Origin of the sequence: Pseudomonas sp. DC3200b2, from assembly GCF_049895785.1 — a bacterium.
GTDB lineage: Bacteria > Pseudomonadota > Gammaproteobacteria > Pseudomonadales > Pseudomonadaceae > Aquipseudomonas > Aquipseudomonas massiliensis.
Genome location: NZ_JAFCTA010000006.1, coordinates 197,431 through 217,452 on the forward strand (window position 1 = coordinate 197,431; position 20,022 = coordinate 217,452).

The 20,022-nt window shown below is 63.0% G+C and carries 20 protein-coding genes and 1 pseudogene; 9 read left to right on the top strand and 12 right to left on the bottom strand.

All coding sequences use genetic code 11. From position 1 onward, the window contains the following. From folM to ACP691_RS18170, 4 genes are all read left to right on the top strand, one after another. Nucleotides 1-708 carry a dihydromonapterin reductase gene (folM, locus tag ACP691_RS18155; protein WP_426152122.1) on the top strand — a complete coding sequence of 236 codons (708 nt, stop codon included), beginning with the start codon at nt 1-3 and terminating at the stop codon, nt 706-708. Between the two features lie 17 nt (nt 709-725). Next, on the top strand, nt 726-1,097 hold the full coding sequence (gene folX, locus ACP691_RS18160; protein WP_426152124.1) for a dihydroneopterin triphosphate 2'-epimerase: 372 nt from the start codon (nt 726-728) through the stop codon (nt 1,095-1,097). A 67-nt stretch (nt 1,098-1,164) separates the two neighbouring features. Further along, a complete protein-coding gene (locus ACP691_RS18165; protein ID WP_426152126.1) occupies nt 1,165-1,461 on the top strand; it encodes a DUF1244 domain-containing protein in 297 nt (98 codons plus the stop codon). Then, nucleotides 1,454-1,804, top strand: coding sequence for a HopJ type III effector protein (locus ACP691_RS18170; protein ID WP_426152128.1), 351 nt, complete (start codon nt 1,454-1,456; stop codon nt 1,802-1,804). Before ACP691_RS18165 ends, ACP691_RS18170 begins: the two co-directional genes overlap by 8 nt. 186 nt (nt 1,805-1,990) lie before the next feature. Here ACP691_RS18170 and trxB read toward each other — a convergent pair whose 3' ends face one another. Continuing rightward, entirely contained in the window at nt 1,991-2,956 is a 966-nt protein-coding gene (gene trxB / locus ACP691_RS18175) for a thioredoxin-disulfide reductase (RefSeq protein ID WP_426152130.1), read from the bottom strand. A gap of 404 nt (nt 2,957-3,360) precedes the next feature. Between trxB and cysZ the strand changes: the two genes are divergently transcribed. Then, nucleotides 3,361-4,110 carry a sulfate transporter CysZ gene (gene cysZ, locus ACP691_RS18180; RefSeq protein ID WP_426152132.1) on the top strand — a complete coding sequence of 250 codons (750 nt, stop codon included), beginning with the start codon at nt 3,361-3,363 and terminating at the stop codon, nt 4,108-4,110. Between the two features lie 113 nt (nt 4,111-4,223). Here the strand turns inward: cysZ and ACP691_RS18185 are convergent, their stop codons facing one another. From ACP691_RS18185 to ACP691_RS18195, 3 genes are all read right to left on the bottom strand, one after another. Next, the gene (locus ACP691_RS18185; protein ID WP_426152134.1) at nt 4,224-5,342 is read right to left on the bottom strand and encodes an NADH:flavin oxidoreductase; all 1,119 of its coding nucleotides are present in this window, start codon (nt 5,340-5,342) and stop codon (nt 4,224-4,226) included. Between the two features lie 125 nt (nt 5,343-5,467). Further along, nucleotides 5,468-5,962, bottom strand: a complete 495-nt coding sequence (locus tag ACP691_RS18190) for a glutathione peroxidase (protein WP_426152136.1) — start codon at nt 5,960-5,962, stop codon at nt 5,468-5,470. A 51-nt stretch (nt 5,963-6,013) separates the two neighbouring features. Continuing rightward, nucleotides 6,014-6,499, bottom strand: coding sequence for an FKBP-type peptidyl-prolyl cis-trans isomerase (locus ACP691_RS18195; RefSeq protein WP_040261301.1), 486 nt, complete (start codon nt 6,497-6,499; stop codon nt 6,014-6,016). On the opposite strand from ACP691_RS18195, the pseudogene ACP691_RS18200 reads away from it, so the two are divergent. Further along, nucleotides 6,468-6,799, top strand: a pseudogene (locus ACP691_RS18200) (DUF3565 domain-containing protein). The gene ACP691_RS18195 and the pseudogene ACP691_RS18200 overlap by 32 nt on opposite strands. Nucleotides 6,800-6,862: 63 nt before the next feature. Continuing rightward, on the top strand, nt 6,863-8,956 hold the full coding sequence (gene pta, locus ACP691_RS18205) for a phosphate acetyltransferase (protein WP_426152139.1): 2,094 nt from the start codon (nt 6,863-6,865) through the stop codon (nt 8,954-8,956). Between the two features lie 18 nt (nt 8,957-8,974). On the opposite strand, the gene ACP691_RS18210 is transcribed toward pta, so the two are convergent. Then, nucleotides 8,975-9,679 (bottom strand): OmpA family protein, encoded by a 705-nt coding sequence (locus tag ACP691_RS18210; protein WP_426152141.1) that lies wholly within the window; start codon nt 9,677-9,679, stop codon nt 8,975-8,977. Nucleotides 9,680-9,981: 302 nt separating this feature from the next. Here ACP691_RS18210 and ACP691_RS18215 point away from each other — a divergent pair, with 302 nt between their 5' ends. Next, nucleotides 9,982-10,638 carry a polysaccharide lyase family 7 protein gene (locus ACP691_RS18215; protein WP_426152143.1) on the top strand — a complete coding sequence of 219 codons (657 nt, stop codon included), beginning with the start codon at nt 9,982-9,984 and terminating at the stop codon, nt 10,636-10,638. 125 nt (nt 10,639-10,763) lie between these two features. Here ACP691_RS18215 and pstB read toward each other — a convergent pair whose 3' ends face one another. The 7 genes from pstB to ACP691_RS18250 form a co-directional block, all read right to left on the bottom strand. Next, nucleotides 10,764-11,537, bottom strand: a complete 774-nt coding sequence (gene pstB / locus ACP691_RS18220) for a phosphate ABC transporter ATP-binding protein PstB (RefSeq protein WP_040261307.1) — start codon at nt 11,535-11,537, stop codon at nt 10,764-10,766. Beyond that, on the bottom strand, nt 11,537-12,412 hold the full coding sequence (gene pstA / locus ACP691_RS18225) for a phosphate ABC transporter permease PstA (RefSeq protein ID WP_040261308.1): 876 nt from the start codon (nt 12,410-12,412) through the stop codon (nt 11,537-11,539). Before pstA ends, pstB begins: the two co-directional genes overlap by 1 nt. Next, nucleotides 12,409-13,404 carry a phosphate ABC transporter permease subunit PstC gene (pstC, locus tag ACP691_RS18230; protein ID WP_052469230.1) on the bottom strand — a complete coding sequence of 332 codons (996 nt, stop codon included), beginning with the start codon at nt 13,402-13,404 and terminating at the stop codon, nt 12,409-12,411. Before pstC ends, pstA begins: the two co-directional genes overlap by 4 nt. Before the next feature lie 69 nt (nt 13,405-13,473). Beyond that, a complete protein-coding gene (gene pstS / locus ACP691_RS18235; RefSeq protein WP_426152146.1) occupies nt 13,474-14,487 on the bottom strand; it encodes a phosphate ABC transporter substrate-binding protein PstS in 1,014 nt (337 codons plus the stop codon). Nucleotides 14,488-14,640: 153 nt separating this feature from the next. Further along, the gene (locus tag ACP691_RS18240) at nt 14,641-16,005 is read right to left on the bottom strand and encodes a DUF1329 domain-containing protein (RefSeq protein ID WP_426152148.1); all 1,365 of its coding nucleotides are present in this window, start codon (nt 16,003-16,005) and stop codon (nt 14,641-14,643) included. A gap of 16 nt (nt 16,006-16,021) precedes the next feature. Beyond that, the gene (locus ACP691_RS18245) at nt 16,022-17,953 is read right to left on the bottom strand and encodes a DUF1302 domain-containing protein (protein WP_426152150.1); all 1,932 of its coding nucleotides are present in this window, start codon (nt 17,951-17,953) and stop codon (nt 16,022-16,024) included. Between the two features lie 362 nt (nt 17,954-18,315). After that, on the bottom strand, nt 18,316-18,945 hold the full coding sequence (locus ACP691_RS18250) for a LysE family translocator (RefSeq protein ID WP_426152152.1): 630 nt from the start codon (nt 18,943-18,945) through the stop codon (nt 18,316-18,318). A gap of 95 nt (nt 18,946-19,040) precedes the next feature. Between ACP691_RS18250 and ACP691_RS18255 the strand changes: the two genes are divergently transcribed. Continuing rightward, entirely contained in the window at nt 19,041-20,006 is a 966-nt protein-coding gene (locus tag ACP691_RS18255; protein ID WP_426152154.1) for a 2-hydroxyacid dehydrogenase, read from the top strand. Nucleotides 20,007-20,022: the final 16 nt, after the last annotated feature.

The following is a 20,022-nucleotide window of genomic DNA, read 5'->3' on the forward strand; positions in this document are numbered from 1 at the left end:
ATGCCAGATACTTTCCCCATCCTGATCACCGGTGCCAGCCAGCGCCTCGGCCTGCACTGCGCCCTGCGCCTGCTGGCGGACGGCTACGCGGTGATCGGTACCTACAAGACCGAGCGTCCTGGCCTGACCACGTTCAAGGCAGCCGGCGGCACCGCCTTGTATGCCGACTTCAGCGATGAAGCCGGCATTCGTCGTTTCATAGATGAACTTGGCGCCCGAACATCGGGCCTGCGCGCCATTGTCCACAACGCCTCCACCTGGCGGCCTGATGGCAGCGAGCACAGCGCCGCGCCCTTCCAGGCCATGTTCAACGTGCACATGCTCGCGCCCTACTTGATCAACCTGGCCAGCGAGCCGTTGCTCAGGGCAAGCCCGAAGGCCGACATCATCCACATCACCGATGATGTCACGCGCAAGGGCAGCGCCAGGCACAGCGCCTACTGCGCAACAAAGGCCGGGCTCGACAGTCTGGTATTGTCCTTCGCCGCCCGCTATGCCCCGGCAATCAAGGTAAACGGCATCGCGCCGGCGCTGATCGCCTTCAACGAACAGGACGACGACGCCTACCGGCGCAAGGCGCTGGCCAAGTCCGCGCTGGGCATCGAGCCTGGCGCAGAGGTGATCTATCAGAGCCTGCGCTACCTGTTGGATAACTGCTACGTTACGGGTACGACCCTGACCGTCAATGGCGGTCGGCATCTGAAATGAATCTGGGAGCTTGAACCATGCCGCATCTGGAGCCAGGAATGGCCCGAATCCGGGTCAAAGACCTTCGCCTACGGACCTACATCGGCATCAATGAGGACGAGATCCTCAACAAGCAGGATGTCTTGATCAACCTGACCATCCTGTATCGCGCCAGCGACGCGGTGCGCGACAACGACATCGACCATGCCCTGAATTACCGCACCATCACCAAGGCGGTGATCGCGCTGGTGGAGGGCAACCGCTTCGCCTTGCTTGAGCGCTTGACCCAGGAAATCCTGGACCTGGTCATGACCTACGAAGCGGTTGCCTACTGCGAGGCGGAAGTGGATAAACCCCATGCCTTGCGCTTCGCCGAATCAGTATCCATTACCCTGGCCCAGCAACGCTGAGGCCCATTGCCCGGCGCCGAAGACGCTTTTATCATCGCCGCCCCCACGAACCGCAGGAGCCTGCACATTGAACGATCAACAGCGCCTGGAACTCGAGGCCGCGGCCTTCCGCCGCCTGGTGAGCCACCTGCGTGAGCGCACCGACGTACAGAACATCGACCTGATGAACCTGGCCGGCTTCTGCCGCAACTGCCTGTCCAAATGGTACAAGGCCGCCGCTGACGAACAAGGCATCCCCCTGGAGCAGGACGAAGCTCGCGAGGCGGTGTACGGCATGCCCTACGACGAGTGGAAACGTCTTTATCAAACAGAAGCCAACCCGGCCCAGGCCGCGGCCTTCGCCCAAGGGAAACCTCATGACTGATATCAATGCCTTGCGTGCCAGCCTCGAAACCGGCGAGCATCTCTTCGCCGAAACCCTGGCCTTCGTCGCCGACCATTACGATTACGCCCCGCAGGCATTCACCAATGGCGATGTCAGCAACGCCGCTGGCCAGAACGAAGGCTCGTGCAAAACCCTGGCACTGGCTCTGCTCGAGGGTCTGAGCGATGAAGAAGCGCTACTGGCGTTCGGTGAACATTACCGCGCCGTGCAGGCCACCCCCGAAGGGGTCGACCACGCGAATATCCGTGCGCTGATTGCCCATGGGCTGGCGGGGGTGCGCTTCGAGGCGCCTGCTTTGACGCCTAAGGTGCCGCGGGCCTGAGCAAGACTTGGCCTTAGCAACGCCCCCCCTCGTTTCGGCGAAGGGGAAAGCCGTTGGCGCTGATGTGAGCCGGCAGCGCTGGCGAATGTCCCGCTTACATGTCCTTTGCCAGCTGCCGCCAGCGCCTACCGAACGATCGGCAGGGCTTGCAAGCCGGGCAGTGGCATCGGCCCCTGCTGGACTCGACTACTCGAAGGTCGCGTTCTGCATGCCGTCGAGGTAACGCTCCACGTCCAGGGCGGCCATGCAGCCGGCGCCCGCCGAGGTGATAGCCTGGCGATAGACGTGGTCGGCCACGTCGCCCGCGGCGAACACACCTTCGATATTCGTAGCAGTGGCATTGCCTTCGCGGCCGCCCTTGACCACCAGGTAACCGTCCTTGAGCTGCAGTTGACCTTCGAACAGCGAGGTGTTCGGGGTATGGCCGATGGCGATGAATACGCCGTCTACCTTCAGCTCCGAGCTGCTGCCGTCGTTGTTCTTGAGACGGGCACCCGTCACGCCCATGTCATCACCGAGCACCTCGTCGAGCACGGCGTTGAGCTTGAGCTCGATCTTGCCCTCGGCGACCCGGGCGTGCAGCTTGTCGATGAGGATTTTCTCGGCGCGGAAGGTTTCACGGCGGTGAACCAGGGTGACCTTGCGCGCGATATTGGCCAGGTACAGCGCTTCTTCCACGGCCGTATTGCCACCACCCACCACAGCGACGTCGCGATTGCGGTAGAAGAACCCGTCGCAGGTAGCGCAGGCCGAGACACCCTTGCCCATGAAGGCCTCTTCCGATGGCAAGCCCAGGTAGCGCGCGCTGGCGCCGGTGGCGATGATCAGCGCGTCGCAGGTGTAGGTCCCGTTGTCGCCCTTGAGGGTGAAGGGCTTGGCGGCCAGGTCCACGGCGTTGATATGGTCGAAGACGATTTCCGTCTCGAAGCGCTCGGCATGTTCCTGCATGCGCTGCATCAGCGCCGGGCCGGTCAGGCCGTGGGGGTCGCCAGGCCAGTTATCCACCTCGGTGGTGGTGGTCAGCTGGCCGCCAGCCTGCAGGCCGGTGATAAGCAAGGGCTTGAGGTTGGCCCGCGCCGCATACACGGCAGCGCTATAGCCGGCAGGACCAGAGCCCAGGATGATAACGCGGGAATGACGAAGGTCGGACATGACAAACTCCTGTCGAACGGCTCGATCATCCGCCGTTCGTGGTGCCGGCGGGCCGGCTTGAGATGAAAAGAAACATTGGCGCAAGGCTGCTGGTTGAAGCCTGCGTTGGCCTACCTGATTCTTCCGAGTCGTACATCGGCGGGAATGATGGATCAGGCCTGCGCAAGCTCGGGCGCGGAGCCTGGAACGTGCCACGGTACGCTAGTGGGTGAAGCTTAACGAGACGCGCCCAGGATGGGAAATACCCTTTGGCAATTCTTGCCATAGGGCGGCCCTATATGGAGGCCCGGGTAATAGCGGTGCTCACTAAGTGACACTTTGTTTCAAGGAGCCCTGAGCGCTTTTCTAGCAGACGCAAAGCCGGTACCGTGCGGCTTCGTCCTTGTGCTGAGAGCGTTTTTCCCATGCCACCGTCTGTACTGTCTGGCCCTGGTTACCTGCGTGAGGGCCTCAAGCTGGTCCTCAGCCCGGGCCTACGGTTGTTCGTGCTGCTGCCGCTTTCGATCAACCTGATCCTGTTCCTCGGCCTGATCTACTTCGCCGGCCATGAATTCGGCGCCTGGGTGCGCCAGCTCATGCCTACCCTGCCCGATTGGCTGGGCTTCCTGAACTACCTGCTCTGGCCGCTGTTCATCGTGCTGGTGGTGCTGATGGTGTTCTTCACCTTCACCATGGTCGCCAATATCATCGCCGCGCCCTTCAACGGTTTCCTCGCTGAAAAGGTAGAGGTGGTAGTACGCGGTCGAGACGACTTTCCCCCCTTCCACTGGGGCGAACTGCTAGCCATGATGCCTCGTACTCTGGGCCGGGAAATGCGCAAGCTCGCCTACTACCTGCCCCGCGCCGCAGCCTTGCTGGTGGTTTCGCTGATTCCGGGTATCAACATACTGGCCGCGCCGCTGTGGCTGTTGTTTGGCGTCTGGATGATGGCAATCCAGTACATCGACTACCCGGCGGACAACCACAAGATGAGCTGGCAGGCCATGCTCGAATGGCTGCGGCGCAAGCGCTGGGCGAGCCTGAGCTTCGGCGGCATCGTGTACCTGGCCCTGCTGGTGCCCTTGCTCAATATCCTGATGATGCCCGCGGCGGTGGCCGGCGCTACCTTGTTCTGGGTACGGGAAAGCGAAGGCCTGCCGGCTACCGTGCCTTAGCCTACGCCGACGCGCTCGTCATGCCGCTCTCAATGGCGCTGCCGATAACGGGCATCGGTAACGCCATCGGGGTGTCCTCGGCGATAGGGCCCGCAAAAGGCCAGCCCTGCGTTTCAGCTCAGGTGGCCCAACGCTTCCCGGCTGAACGGACGAATCTCTTGCTCCCTGCCCTCTTTCACTTTCAAAGCCCAGTCAGGGTCCACCAGCAAGGCTCGGCCTACGGCCACCAGGTCGAATTCTCCGCTCTCCAGGCGAGACAGCAGATCATCCAGGCGAGCGGGCTGCGCCACTTCGTCTGTCTTGCCCATGAACTTCAGGAACTCCCCGTCCAGCCCCACGCTCCCTACCGTAATCACTGGCTTGCCGGTGAGGCGACGCGTCCAGCCCGCCAGGTTCAGATCCGCGCCGTCGCCCGATATTTGCGGGAATTCCGGCTCCCAGAACCGCCGCGTGGAGCAATGGAAGATATCCACACCGGCCTCGACCAAGGGCTGAAGGAAGGCTGCCAGCGCCTCAGGCGTGGTGGCAAGGCGAGCGTTGTAGTCCTGCTGCTTCCATTGAGAGAAGCGGAAAATGATGGGAAAGTCCGGCCCCACCGCCGCCCTGACCGCTTGCACCAGTTCGATAGCGAAGCGCGAACGCCCTTCGGGCGAGCCACCATAACGATCCGTGCGGGTGTTGCTGTCTGCCCAGAAGAACTGGTCGATCAGGTAACCATGGGCGCCGTGGATTTCCACCGCATCCATGCCAATGGCCTTGGCGGCCGCGGCAGCCTCGGCAAAGGCCCGGATGACATCCAGGATATCGCCCTCGGTCATGCCATGGACCACAACTTGGTCGCCTTTATGCTTCTCCACCGGCCCATAGCCGGGAACGGTACCATCGGGTTCTGTACCGAGGCGGCGCACATTGCCCACATGCCAAAGCTGGGGGGCGATCTTGCCGCCCTCGGCATGTACCGCCTCTACCACGCGACGCCAGCCGGCCAAGGCGTCCTCACCGTGGAACCGTGGTACGTTCGGGTAGCCATTGGCGGCCGGGTGATCGACGGTGGTGCCCTCGGTAATGATCAGCCCCACCCCGCCCGCGGCACGGCGACGGTAATATTCCACCACCTGCTCGGTAGGCACGCCGCCGGGAGAGAAGGAGCGGGTCATGGGCGCCATCACCACGCGGGAAGCCAGCGTCAAGGGACCATACACGAAGGGGTCGAACAGGTTATGCACAGACATCGGCGCCGCCTCTGAGGAGTTCAGCGCCAAAGTTTAAAGCCACGGAAGTGGAGGGCCCAGCATTATTGACCAAGGTGATCACCAGGCCGCGCACAAAATGATTCGAGGCCAGGCGTTGCGCGAACCTAGCCCTGGCCTTCAGCGAGCGCCGCCTCGATGGCGGAGATGACTTCCAGGGCCTGCGGCAAGGTACGCGGCGAAAAGCGGGCAAGTACTCGGCCGTCTTTGCCGATGAGGAATTTCTCGAAATTCCAGGTGATGTCGCCAGGAAAGGTCGCGCCTTCCCCGGCCAACAGACGGTACAGCGGCTGACGCTGCGCCCCGTTCACATCGGCCTTGGCGGCCAAGGGGAAGGTCACTCCGTAGCGGGCGCTGCAAAAGCCCTGGATGTCCACGGCTGTGCCGGGCTCCTGCCCGGCGAACTGGTTGCAGGGCAACCCCAGCACGCTGAAACCTTCAGGCCCGAAACGCTGTTGCAGCGCTTCGAGGCCTTCGTACTGCGGTGTAAGGCCGCACTGGGATGCTACGTTGACCGCCAGCACCACCTGCCCCGCGAAACGGTTCAACGGAAGCTCGCTTCCGTCGAGGGCGGACAGTCGAAGATCGTGGAACTCGCTCATGCAGCCTCCTTGCGCGGCAAACACGCACAGGTCAACCGAAGGGAAGACCTGTCAGTGGTGGTGGCCACCTTCGCCATGGACGTGGCCATGGGCGATTTCTTCTTCGCTGGCATCACGGACGTTGACAACCTTGACCTTGAAGGTCAGGCGCTGGCCGGCCAGGGGATGGTTGCCGTCCACGGTCACGTCATCGCCGTCCAGGTCACGGATGGTGACGATTTGCATCTGGCCATCGGGCGCCGAGGCATGGAACTGCATGCCGACTTCCAGTTCGTCCACGCCTTCGAACATGCTGCGGTTCAGGGTGCTGACCATTTCGGCGGAATATTCGCCATAGGCGTCTTCCGGTTCGATGGTGACATCGACTTCGTCCTGGGGCTGCTTGCCTTCCAGGGCCTTTTCCAGGCCAGGGATGATGTTGCCGGCGCCGTGCAGGTATACCAGCGGGGCGCCGCCGGCCGAGCTGTCGATGACCTCACCAGCATCGTTGGTGAGGGTATAGTCGATGGACACAGCCTTGTTGGCGGCAATGAGCATGGGGTAAGACCTTTGCACAAGAGATTGGAAGACCTCAGTGTAAACAAGCATGGGGCCGATTGCGAATGTGAGCGTGGCTCTGGCGACAGCCGATGCGTAACCGGCTTTGACCAGGACGGGCATGGGGACTGGTTCGTGCGCCTGTGCTGCGGGCACACCCAGCACCTGCGTCACGCGCCGCCCTGGCAGTCGCGCCCCTGGGTGCTGGATCCCCAGGCACGGGCGCGGCGCATCGGCCAGCCTTTCACCTGCGGCTGGTGCGCGCAACGCGGTTTTGGCGTTAACCTTGGTTCCTCCTGACCCTCGCTGACCCGGGCATGTACTGTGTAGCACCATGGCTCGCCATGCTGACCGAGAGAACCCATGCAAACCTTTTTCATCGCGCCCACTGATTTCGGCGTAGGCCTGACCTCCATCAGCCTCGGGCTGATCCGCACGCTGGAAAGGGCCGGGCTGAAGGTAGGCTTTTTCAAGCCGGTCGCCCAACCGCACCCCGGCGATACCGGGCCCGAACGCTCCACGGAGCTGGTGGCGCGTACCCACGGCCTCAAGCCGCCCGCCCCGCTTCCCCTGGGCCAGGTAGAGCGCATGCTGGGAGACGGCCAGCTGGACGAACTGCTCGAGGAAATCATCACCCGCCACCAGCAGGCCGGTATCGGCAAGGACGTGCTGGTGGTCGAAGGCATGGTGCCGACGCGCCAGGCCAGCTATGCCGCGCGCGTCAACCAGCACATGGCCAAGAGCATGGACGCCGATGTCATCCTGGTGTCGGCGCCGGAGAGCGAGGCGCTGGCCGAGCTGTCCGGGCGGGTGGACCTGCAGGCACGACTGTTCGGCGGCGCCAGTGACCCCAAGCTGATCGGCGTGATCCTGAACAAGGTGCGTACCGAAGAAAGTATCGAACAGTTCGCGCTGCGCCTGCGCGAGCACTCACCCCTGTTGCGCGGAGGTGACTTCCGCCTGCTGGGCTGCATTCCTTACCAGCCTGAGCTCAACGCGCCACGTACCAGAGACGTCGCCGAACTGCTGGGCGCGCAGGTACTCAATGCCGGCGATTACGAACAGCGACGAATGTCCCGGATCATCATTTGCGCCCGTACAGTGCTCAACACCCTGGAATTGCTCAAGCCCGGCGTGCTGGTGGTCACCCCCGGGGATCGCGACGACATCCTCCTGGCCGCGGCCCTGGCTTCGCTCAACGGCGTTCCCCTGGCCGGCGTCCTGCTGACCAGCGACACCCGGCCCGATCCGCGTGTACTGGACCTCTGCCGTGGCGCGCTCCAGGCCGGGCTGCCCGTGCTGTCGGTGAGCACCGGTTCCTACGACACCGCTACCCGACTCAACCAGCTCAACAACGAGATACCCGTGGACGACCGCGAGCGCGCCGAGCACGTGACCGACTTCGTCGCCAGCCACCTGGACGCGGACTGGTTGCATCAGCGTTGCGGCTCACCTCGAGAGTTGCGGCTGTCCCCGGCGGTGTTCCGTTATCAACTGATCCAGCAGGCCCAAGCCTCCGGCAAACGCATCGTGCTGCCCGAAGGCAGCGAGCCGCTGACCGTACAGGCCGCCGCCATCTGCCAGGCGCGGGGCATCGCTCGCTGCGTGCTGTTGGCCAAGCCCGCCGACGTGGAGGCGGTGGCGCGCGCCCAGGGTCTGGATCTTCCCCCTGGGCTTGAAATACTCGACCCGGATGCCATTCGTGCCCGCTATGTGGAACCCATGGTGCGGCTGCGCAATAGCAAGAACTTGAACGCGCCCATGGCTGAACAACAGCTGGAAGATCCGGTGGTGGTCGGCACCATGATGCTGGCACTGGATGAGGTGGATGGCCTGGTGTCCGGGCTGGTTCACCCCACCGCCAACACCATTCGCCCGGCCTTGCAGCTGATCAAGACCGCACCAGGTTGGAACCTGGTGTCTTCGGTGTATTTCATGCTGTTCCCCGACCAGGTGGTGATGTACGGAGACTGCGTGATGAACCCGCATCCCGACGCGACAGAGTTGGCCGAGATCGCCCTGCAGAGCGCCGACTCCGCCCAGGCCCTGGGAATTGCGCCACGCGTGGCGATGCTCAGCTACTCCAGCGGGCAGACGACCACGGGCGAAGACGTGGAGAAGGTTCGCCAGGCCACTCGCCTGGCCCGGGAGGCGCAACCGGGGCTGTTGATCGACGGCCCGCTACAGTACGACGCCGCCGCCAACGAGACGGTAGCCAGGCAATGGGCTCCCCGCAGCGAGATAGCCGGCCGGGCCACGGTATTCGTGTTCCCGGACCTCAACAGCGGCAACACCACTCACAAGGCCGTACAGCGCAGCGCGGGCTGCGTCAGCCTGGGGCCGATGCTGCAAGGGCTGCGCAAGCCGGTCAACGATCTGCCCCGAGGCGCCCAGGTGGACGACATCGTCTATACCATCGCGCTTACGGCCATCCAGGCCAGCCGCCTGAGGCGCTGACCCCGATACCCGCCGCCGTCATTGGGCGGGCTGCTGGTATTGCTGGCCCGGGATCGGCTTGAGGTTGACTTCGACACGGCGGTTCTGGGCGCGGCCATTGGCGTCGGCATTGCTGGCGATAGGCTGGTCCGGCCCGGCGCCGCGCACCGACAGCCGCGACGCATCCACGCCCTGGGAGCTGAGGTAGGTACTCACGGCCTGGGCCCGCTGCAGGGACAGGTCCATGTTGTGCTGGCGGCTACCGGTGCTGTCGGTGTAGCCAACGATCTCGATGGTGTTCTCATTGAACTGCTTGAACGACGTGGCCAGGTTGTTCAAGGGCGCATAGAAGCTGGGGGCGATGGCGGATGAGTCCGTGGCGAAGGTGATATTGCCCGGCATGATGAGCTTGATCTGGTCTCCCTGGCGCTGCACTTGCACCCCGGTATTGGCCATGCTTTCACGCAGGGCTTTTTCCTGCCTGTCAGCATAGTAGCCGTAACCCGCCGAAGCGGCGCCCACTACCGCGGCACCGATCAACGCACCCTTGCCCCGGTTGTTGTGATCGATGGCGGCGCCGGCCACCGCACCGGCCAGGGCACCGAGGCCACCGTACTTGGCGGTGTTGCTCACACCCTGGCCAGCTTGCCCCTGATCCTGGTTGGCATAGGGGTTCTGTCCGGCGCAGCCGGACAACAGGGCGACGACGGTGGCAGTGATCATCAGGCGGCTTGGCGTAAGCATGAAAAACTCCTGGGTAGACATGTACGAGGCGTGCAACCGGGCAAGGCTGCGCTTGGCGATTTGAACCCGCGCCCATGCCCTTCTTCCAGTGACAATTGTTTCACCGGCTTTCTCAACCGGTTTCTCGACCGGGCTGCGACCACGGCCCCAGATGCTGCGCCACCGCACCGCTTGTCAGAATGCCATCAAGGATGCCTGCGGATCGCCGTTAACCCACGTAGTAGCGCCATGGACGGCGATATTCCGCTATTGCATACGGCTGTCCGCCTCCAGGCGAGGCTCAGCCCCGCCGAGACACTAACATGATCGACCTGACTACCTGGAACCTGACCCTTCCCGTCCCAGCGCCGACGCTCACCGTCGCGACCGCGGCCATGCCGACGCTGCAGACCTCCTATTTCACCAATACCGGCGACAAGATCGTTTTCTGGGCGCCGGTTACCGGCTCTGCGTCTGGCAGCAGCGAGTACCCGCGTTCTGAACTGCGTGAAACCCTGGCCGACGGCAAGGCCCGAAACTGGCTGTACAACAGCGGCCTGAATACGCTCAAGGGGACTTTGTCAGTAAACCAGGTGCCGTCCAACGGCCGGGTAGTGGTGGCGCAGATCCATGCCAAGAATGCCGCCGCGCCACTGCTCAAGGTGGTGTACCGCTACGCCAACGGTACCGGAAACATCGACCTGGAATATCGCGTCAACCCGGCCGATGAGAAAAGCCCGGTGGCCTACACGGTACCCAACGTCCCCTTGAACAAGGCGTTCGCTTATGCCATCCAGATGAACAAGCAAGGCAGGCTGACCGTGTTGATCAACAACACCGGCCCGCAGATCTCCCTGGCGCCTTCCTGGTATGGATATGCCTTCTACTTCAAGGCAGGGGTCTACACCCTGGATAACACCGGCCCGGTGACCGAAGGCGGGAAGGTGACCTACACCCGGCTGGACGTAAGCCACCTGTAACTCCGGGCGTAGATACCGTCCTTGCCGTTATCTCGCCGTAGCAGCCGCGCTTGCGCGCGACTGGGCCCAGCATCGTCACCACGCCCCGTCGCCGCCAAGGGGTGCTGCTACGGCGGGCAGCCCGATCAACCGAACCGGCCCGTGATGTAGTCTTCGGTCTGGGTCTTGTTGGGCTTGGTGAAGATGGTGTCGGTATCCCCGTGCTCGATCAGCTCCCCCATGAACATGAAGGCGGTGTAGTCCGAGCAGCGCGCAGCCTGCTGCATGTTGTGGGTCACGATGATGACCGTGAACTGTTCCTTGAGCTCAGTGATGAGCTGCTCGATCCGGCCGGTGGAGATCGGGTCCAGGGCGGAGGTGGGTTCGTCCAGCAACAGTACCTGGGGGCGCAAGGCGATGGTGCGGGCGATGCACAACCGCTGCTGCTGACCGCCAGACAGGCTCTGCGCGCTCTGCTTGAGCTTGTCCTTGACTTCATCCCACAGGGCCGCGCCACGCAAGGCCTGCTCGACGCGCTCTTCCATCTCGCGGCGGTTGAGCCGCTCATGGTGGCGCACAGCGTAGGCGATGTTGTCGAAGATCGACATGGGGAACGGCACCGGCTTCTGGAACACCATGCCCACATGGCTGCGCAGGCGGTTCATGGAGTAGCCAGGGGCCAGGATGTTCTCGCCGTTGAGCAATACTTCGCCCTTGGCTTCCTGCTTGGGGTACATCGAATAAATACGGTTGAACACCCGCAGCAGCGTGGACTTGCCGCAGCCGGACGGGCCGATGATGGCCGTCACGTGCTTTTCCGGAATGTCCATGTTGATCGACTTCAGCGACCGATGGGCACCATAGAAGAACTCGAGGTCGCGCACCTGGATCTTGGTTCGTTTCGGGGCGAGGGTATTCATTAGTGGGACCTATCGCGCAAAAGAATGAGGCGGGAAAGCAGGCTGAGCATCAGTACGAACATGGTGAGCACCAGGGCACCGGCCCAGGCCAGCGCGTGCCAGTCCTCGAAGGGGCTCATGGCGTACTGGAAGATCACCACAGGAACGCTGGCCATGGGCTTGAGCACGTCGGCGCTCCAGAACTGGTTGCCGAACGCGGTGAACAGCAGGGGCGCGGTTTCACCCGTGATACGCGCCAGGGCCAGCAGCACACCGGTGATGACACCCGCGCGGGCGGCGCGCAACACGATCTGCAGGGTCAGCTTCCACTGGGGCACACCCAACGCCAGCGCGGCTTCACGCATGGTGGTCGGTTGCAGCTGAAGCATCTCATCCGTGGTGCGCACCACCACCGGAATCACCAGCAAGGCCAGGGTCAGGGCACCGGCCAGGGCGGAGAAGCCTACCCGATGATCGGTCATGGCGCTGACCGGCAGGATGAACGCGGTGTAGATGAACAGGCCCAGCACGATGGACGGCGCCGACAGCAGGATATCGTTGATGAAGCGCACCGCCATGCCCAGTTTGGTGTGGCGGGCGAACTCGGCCAGCCATACACCGGCCATCAGGCCGATGGGCGTGCCCACCACCAGCGCGATCAGCGACATCAGGGCGCTGCCGAAGAAGGCGTTCGCCAGGCCGCCTGGACTGCCCGGCGGCGGGGTCATCTCGGTGAACAGCGCGGTACCCAAGGCCTGGAAGCCGTTGGTGAAGGTGGTGATGAGAATCCACACCAGCCACAGCAGGCCGAACAGGGTGGCGCCGCAGCTGAGCACCAGCGCCAGTTTGTTCTTGAACGCCCGCAGGCGATACAGGTTTTCGTTAGGCGAACTCACAGGCCCTCCTTGCGCGACAGGCGCATCAGCATCAGGCGGGCACAGGCCAGCACGATGAAAGTGACGACGAACAGCAGGAAGCCCAGGCCGATCAGGGAGGAGCGATGCAGGTCCGTATAGGCTTCGCTGAATTCGTTGGCGATGACCGAAGCGATGGAACTGCTTGGCATCAGCAGCGATGCCGACAGCTGGTGGGCGTTGCCCAGCACGAAGGTCACCGCCATGGTTTCACCCAGGGCGCGGCCCAGGCCCAGGAATACCCCGCCGACCACCGCGGTGCGGGTATAGGGCAACACGATGTCCCAGACCACCTCCCAGGTGGTGCCACCCAGGGCATAGGCCGATTCCTTCAGCGCCACCGGCACCGTGCGGAACACTTCATTCATCACCGAGGTAATGAACGGAATGATCATGATCGCCAGCACGATGCCCGCGGTCAGGGTACCGATACCCAGCGGCGGGCCCTGGAAGAGCGCGCCCACGCCGGGAATGGCGCCGAGGTGGTCATTGATCCAGGGTGCCAGGTGCTCGGCCATGAAGGGGGCGAACACGAACAGCCCCCACATGCCGTAGATGATCGAAGGGATCCCTGCCAACAGCTCGATGGCGGAGGCGATCGGCATGCGCAGCCAAGGCGGCGCGACTTCGGTCAGAAAGATCGCGATGCCGAAGCTCACCGGTACGGCGATCAGCAGCGCGAGAAGAGAGGTCACCAGGGTGCCGTATACAGGTACCACGGCGCCGAACTTGCCGGCGACGGCGTCCCAGTCGGTACTGGTCAGGAAATCCAGGCCAAAGGTTCGGAAGGCTTCACTGCCGCCCCACAGGGTCGAACCGGCGATGCTGGCCAACAGGATCAACACCAGCATGGCCGCGCCGCGCACGGTGCGGCGGAACCATAGGTCGTGGCGTTGATCCTTGGCCGCGCGGGCTTCACTTACACTCTGGCGCTCGGCGGTCATCGTGGTCAGCACTTGAGAATTGTCGGTCATCGGTAGGGCCACTCATGGCAAATCCCCCAGCCAGCGCGAGGCCGACTGAGGGATGGCTTCGGGTTGCGGTTACTTGGCGAACTCGGACTGCCAGTAGCCTTCGATGCGTTTAACCAAGCTGTCCGGCAGGGCGACATAGTCCAGCGCGGCGGCTTGTTCCTGCCCTTTGTCCAGGCTCCATTTGAAGAAGTCGAAGGCGGCTTTGCTCTGCTCGGCGTTCTTCGGCTGCTTGTACATGATCACCCAGGTGGTGGCGGCGATCGGCCAGGCGTTGTCGCCCGGGGCGTTGACCATCAGCAGGTTGAAGTCCTTGGCGTTGGCCCAGTCGGCGGTGTCGGCGGCAGCCTGGAAGGTTTTCATGTCCGGGGACACGAACTTGCCGGCGGCGTTCTTCATCTGGGTGAAGGCCATCTTGTTGGTCTTGGCGTAGGCGTATTCGACGTAGCCAATGGAGCCTTTGATCTGCTTCACGTACGCGGCGACACCTTCGTTACCCTTGCCACCCACGCCCACTGGCCACTGCACGGTGCTGCCGGCACCGGCTTTCCATTCGCCGCTGGCTTTCTGCAGGTAGTTGGTGAAGTTGAAGGAGGTGCCGGAACCGTCCGAACGGTGAACCACGGTGATCTTGGCGTCGGGCAGCTTGACGCCGCTATTGAGGGCGGCGATGGCCGGGTCGTTCCAGCTGGTGATGGTGCCCTGGAAGATCTTGGCCAGGGTTTCGCCATCCAGCTTGAGCTGGCCAGGCTCAACGCCTTCGACGTTGATCACCGGCACGATGCCGCCGATGACCACGGGGAACTGGCCCAGGCCGGCGGCCTTGAGGTCTTCAGCGCTCAGCGGGGCATCGGAAGCGCCGAAATCAACGGTTGCCGCCTTGATCTGCGCAATGCCGCCACCGGAACCGATCGACTGGTAGTTGATGCGGTTTTCGCTGTTCTTGGAGTATGCCTCGCTCCACTTGGACAGAACGGGGAACACGAAGCTCGAGCCCGCGCCAGTGACGGTGGCCGCATGGGCGACACCAGAAAGGCACAGCGAAGCCAGCAAAATCGATAGGCGATTTTTGGTCAGCAGTTTCACGGCAACACCTCTGTTGGTTCCGGTGGAGTCATTCCACAGGAGTTGGCCGTGCTGATTTAAAGCCTTGAATATGACCTTTTGATGACAGTCTCTTTAAAACATGGCATTAGGACATTGCCTGACCGCCGCGCTGGCGGCCAGGCAAGAGACAGGCTAGCGGATACCGTCCTGGCGCAGGGCATTGGGGTTGTATTCGGAAGAATTCGCGGTGTATTCAAAGTTGTAAGCGCGTTTTTCCTCGTTCTTCATGCCCAAGGCCAGGTAGCGACCGCTCTGCAGGTCATAAAGGGTTTCCAGGGTGGTCCAGGGGACCTGGTAGTTGTAGTAATTCTGCGCGTGGGCCTCGGCGACCCGCCACAGGGCGCCGCGCCCGTCATAGTGGTCGATGACCGCGGCCTGCCAGGTGTCCTCGTCGAAATACATGTCGCGCTTGGCGTAGATATGGCGCTGCCCGGACTTGAGCGTGGCTACCACGTGCCACACCCGGCGCAGCTCATAGCGGGTCAGGTCCTGGTTGATATGGCCGGGCTTGATGATGTCAGCGTACTTGAGGCTGGGGGAGTCCAGCTTGTAGCTGTTGGCGGGGATGTACATCTCCTGCTTGCCGACCAGCTTCCAGTCGTAGCGGTCCGGCGCGCCGTTGTACATGTCCAGGTTGTCCGAGGTGCGCATGCCGTCCGCCGCGGTGCCCGGGCCGTCGTAGGCTACCTGCGGCGCCTTGCGTACCCGGCGCTGGCCGGCGTTGTAGATCCAGGCTTCGCGGGGCTCCTTGACCTGATCGATGGGCTCGTGCACCAGCAGTACGGTACCTGCCAGGCGCGCCGGGGCAGTGACTGCCTGCTTGAAATAGAACAGGATGTTGCCAGGATTGTTGGGGTCGTAGTCCTTCATCCGATCCCGGAACACAAAGGAATCGTTGAAGTACACCAGGCTGTAGTCGCCATTCTGCTGGGGCGTGGCCTGGGTCACGGTGCGGCTGACCGCGCCGCCTCGATAGCGCGTGACGTGGTTCCAGATGACTTCCAGGCCGCTTTGCGGGATCGGGAAAGGAATGGCCGTCTTGAAATTTTCCAGGCCATTGCCCTCCCCTACCAGCCTGGCCTGGGTGGCGTTCTCCCTGATGGCAGCGAACACTGCATCGGGCACGGTGGCGCCGCGGTGACCAGGGTACACCGGCAGCCGGTAGGTATCCGGGTAGCGCTTGATCATTGCCACCTGGCCGGGAGCGAGCTTGCCGGCGTACTTGTCCACGTTCTTGCTGTCGATCACGAACAAGGGCTTTTCACTGGCGTAGGGATCGGCCAGGAAACCCTTGGCGTCCACCGCGCCGGCCGTCTTGGGCATGGGCGTCCAGGCCGGAATGGAGCCGTCCGCGTTACCCGCTTTTTCGGCGCCCATGGGCGTGAGGCTGGCGCCAAGCTTGGCGGCCTCTGCCGCCGATACCGCTGCCCAGGTATTGGCCGCCGCCAATGCCCAGCCCAGCACCGACACCCATGCCACTGCTTTTATAGTGTTCATCCTGTGGTCACCCTTTTTAGAAGTTCACGCCAAAGCTCATGGCTACGAAGTCGCGGTCGTCCACTGTGCTGTATTTGCCGTCGAAGAAGTTGGTGTAGTACAGGCTCGCGGTGTAGGTATTGAGGTAATCGGCGTCCAGCCCGATGCTCACCGCCTTGCGCCCTTCTTCAAAGTTGCCTCCTGGGCTGGGCGAGTAACCGTCGACGTCGTGGGACCAGGCGATGCTTGGCTTGAGGTTGACCCCTGCGATGGCATTGTTGAAATCCCAGATGGCACGCATGCGGTAGCCCCAGGAATCGGTGGTGGTGAAACCGTCATTCTCGCAATACCGGCTCAGGTTGTTCTGCGGGCCGCCGGCCAGGGTGCCGGCGTTGAGCGCCTGGCATTGACCATTGGGCAATGGGCCAGGGCCGTAGCTCGGGTCTCGCCCGTAGCGCAGTTTGGATGAGCTTTCCAGGCCGCCCACGTGGGTCCAGCCCACCTCGCCGACCAGGGTAAGGCGGTCGGCCCCCATGACCTGATCGAAAAAGTGAGTGAAAGTGGTCTGCAGCTGGGTGATTTCCTTGCGCCGGTAGCCGGGCTGGTCCGCGCCGGGCGAGCCTTGCAGTTGCGACACGCTGGAATTGAGCGGGGACAGGCCTGAATACAGGATGTCCGTGGTGTTGATCTGTACCGGCGCATTGGGCCGGTAGCTGATCTCGCCGCTCCAGGCCGTGCCGGTGGGCAGGGTGGTGGAGAAGCTCAGCCCGTAGAGATGGATGTCCTCGGGGTATTCCACGTAGTAACTGCCGTTGCCCGCCACCACTACGGGCAGCAGGGTGGATGCCAGCGCGCGCGCAGTGGCCGCAGGAATGCCCGAACTGGCCAGTGAGCTCACCAGGTTGGCCGCGCTATAGGCACTGGCGGAACCGCCCCGGCCGCTGAAGATGGGCAGCCGGCTATGGTAGTTCATGTAGTAGGCGCCGAATTCGGTATCCAGCGGCTCGAAGTTGTAGCGCATGGCCAAGCCAAACTGGCCACTGTCCCGGGCGTCGCGGTCCGGCCCGCGAGACACCACGACCCCTTCATTGCTGAAGTTCACCCCCTGCCTGCCGAGGCTGGTGAGCACCGCCGAGCGCGCCGCGCTGGGCAACCCCGCGGACGCCAGGGCACTGCTCAGAGCGGTACGGGTACGCAATACCGCCAGGTTGTCGCTGCAGCCGTCGGCGATGACATCCCCCTGGGAGAAGAAGGTGCCGCAGTTGTCCACCACGGTCTGGTCCCACTCCAGCTGGTAGAAGCCTTCGGCCGAGAGGTTGTCGGTCAGGTTCTGCGACAGATAGAACATGTTGACCGGAATCAGCCCTTCCTTGATTTCCGCGCCGGGTCGGCGGAACGCGGAAACGTCCACCGGGTTGATGCTGTTGATGGAGTTGCCGATGAAGGTGCTTTCACCCCAGCTGACCACCTGCTTGCCCAGGCGTACCGTGCCCGGCAGGTCGCCGATGCTGTAGTTGTGGTAGACAAAGGCATCGAGCAGCTCGGCCCCGGAGGATTTCGCGCCTTCCTTACGGCCGGAATCGCTGATGTCCCTGAACTGACGGCTCTCGTCCTTGAGCTCGAAGTCGTACCAGTACTTGCCGCGCAGGAACACGCCGGTGTCCTTGTACTTGAGCTCCAGGTCGTGGATGCCCTTGAAGATCTTGGAGAAGGTTTCGCCACGCTTGAAGTTCAGATGGCCGTCATCGGAAGTTTGCGAGAGGCCGCGCCCACCGTTGTTGACTCCGATCAGGTTCTTGTTGGGGCTGGCAGTGGACCAGCTGGCGCCGATGGACAGCGACGAGTCGAATTGGCCTTCGATTTCACCGATGTTGAAACTGACCGCCATGACGGGCGTCGCGAAGGTAGACGCAAGGCTGACAGCCAAGGGCAAGCGGCCTCGCTGCCAGAGGGTACGGATGGACTTCATCGACACTACTCCATGTTCATTCTTGTTATTGGGAGCGGCCAGGCGCCGGGGGCTTGCAGACCAGTCAGGCAGCCCCGATTCGACTATAGCCAGCCCAGCGCGAATGCTCTTGCGGTGATGTATCACAATATTTACCAGTGATGGCCAATTGGGCTTTGGGGAAGCGCCACGAACGGAGGCAAGCATGGCCCAAATCGTCGATTTGGCAAGTCAAAGGCGTGGCCGGATAGCTCTAGCACGCGGCCTGGCCAGGTTCAGCCCGCGCGGATGACGGATCCTGAACCTGATCAGGCGCTGTCAGGAAGCGGCGTGTAAGCGTGTGGCAACCTGAACGTCCCCGGCGGCAGTGCCGATGCGCGGCATCAATGCACTTCGCTGAGCGCGATCTTCACGCCCAAGGCGATCAGCACGGCACCCATGGTGCGGTCGAACCAATGACCGATGCGCGCGAACCCGGCGCGCACACGGTCATGGCTGAACAGGCGCGCCACCATGCAGAACCAGGCGGCGGTGGCCAATGCCAGATATACCCCATAGCCGGCCTGGATGAACAAAGGTGTATGCGGATTGATCACCACCGTGAACAGCGACAGGAAGAACAGGGTTGCCTTGGGATTCAGCCCATTGGTCATGAAACCGGCGACATAAGCGTCCTTCGCTGACCTGAGTGGCGCCTGGCTTGCCGCCTGGTCCGGACGTTGCGATCCGGGCTTGGCGCGCAAGGCCTTGAAGCCGATATACAGCAGGTAAGCCGCGGCCAGCCATTTCAATGCGTTGAACAGCACGATGGACTGCGAAACGATCAGGCCAATGCCCAGCAAGGAGTACCCCACATGGAGGAAGATCGCCGAGCCAACCCCGAGGGCCGTCCAGGTACCTGCGCGCCGACCATGGGTCACGCTCTCACGCACCACGACGGCGAAATCCGGCCCAGGGCTGGCCACCGCCAGCAGATGGATGGCCGCTACGGCCAGGAACTCACTCCAATACATAAAGGCATTCCTTGTGATGTAACAAAACCGTTCAGCGGTTACCTTAACCCTTCGCTGGCCCCCCTGACAGATACAGTTCAATGCAAAGAGGCCCCATGACTGCAACCCATCACGCCGTTTTCCTCGATTACAGCACTCTGGACCTGGGTGACCTGGATGCTTCCCCCTTGCGCCAGGCTTTCGACAGCCTCGACCTGCACGAGCGCACCGCGCCGGAAGACGTTGCCGCCCGGCTGCTCGGCGCGCAGGTCGCCATCAGCAACAAGGTGATGATCGACCAGGCGACCCTGGACCAATGCCCCGAGCTCAAGCTGATACTGGTGTCCGCCACGGGCGTCAATAACGTGGACCTGGCCGCGGCGGCACGCCGGGGGGTAACGGTGTGCAACTGCCAAGGCTATGGTACGCCTTCCGTGGCCCAGCATACCCTGATGCTGCTGCTGGCCTTGGCGACTCGCCTGCCCGACTACCAGAAGGCCGTGGCCGAGGGGCGATGGCAGCGCGCTAGTCAGTTCTGCCTGCTGGACTACCCCATCATGGAGCTGGAAGGGAAAACCCTCGGCCTGCTTGGCCATGGTGAGCTGGGAAGCGCGGTGGCCCGCCTGGCCGAAGCCTTTGGCATGCAGGTGCTGCTCGGACAACTGCCCGGGCGCCCTGTCCGGCCAGGCCGCCTGCCCTTGGCCGAGCTGCTTCCCAGGGTGGACGCGCTTACCTTGCACTGCCCATTGACCGAGCATACCCGCGGCCTGATCGGCGCTCGCGAACTGGCCATGCTCAAGCCCGGTGCGTTGCTGGTCAATACCGCCCGGGGCGGCATCGTCGATGAGTCCGCCCTGGTCGAGGCATTGCGCAACGGACACCTGGGCGGAGCCGCCACTGACGTGCTCAGCGTGGAGCCTCCAGCCGAGGGTAACCCCTTGCTCAGCCGCGAGGTGCCGCGATTGATCATCACCCCGCATTGTGCCTGGGGTAGTCGAGAGGCCCGCCAACGCATCATCGGTCAGATGAGCGAGAACGCCCTGGCGTTCTTCGCCGGACAGCCGCTACGCGTGGTGGCCTGAAGCGCCTCTGGTAAAC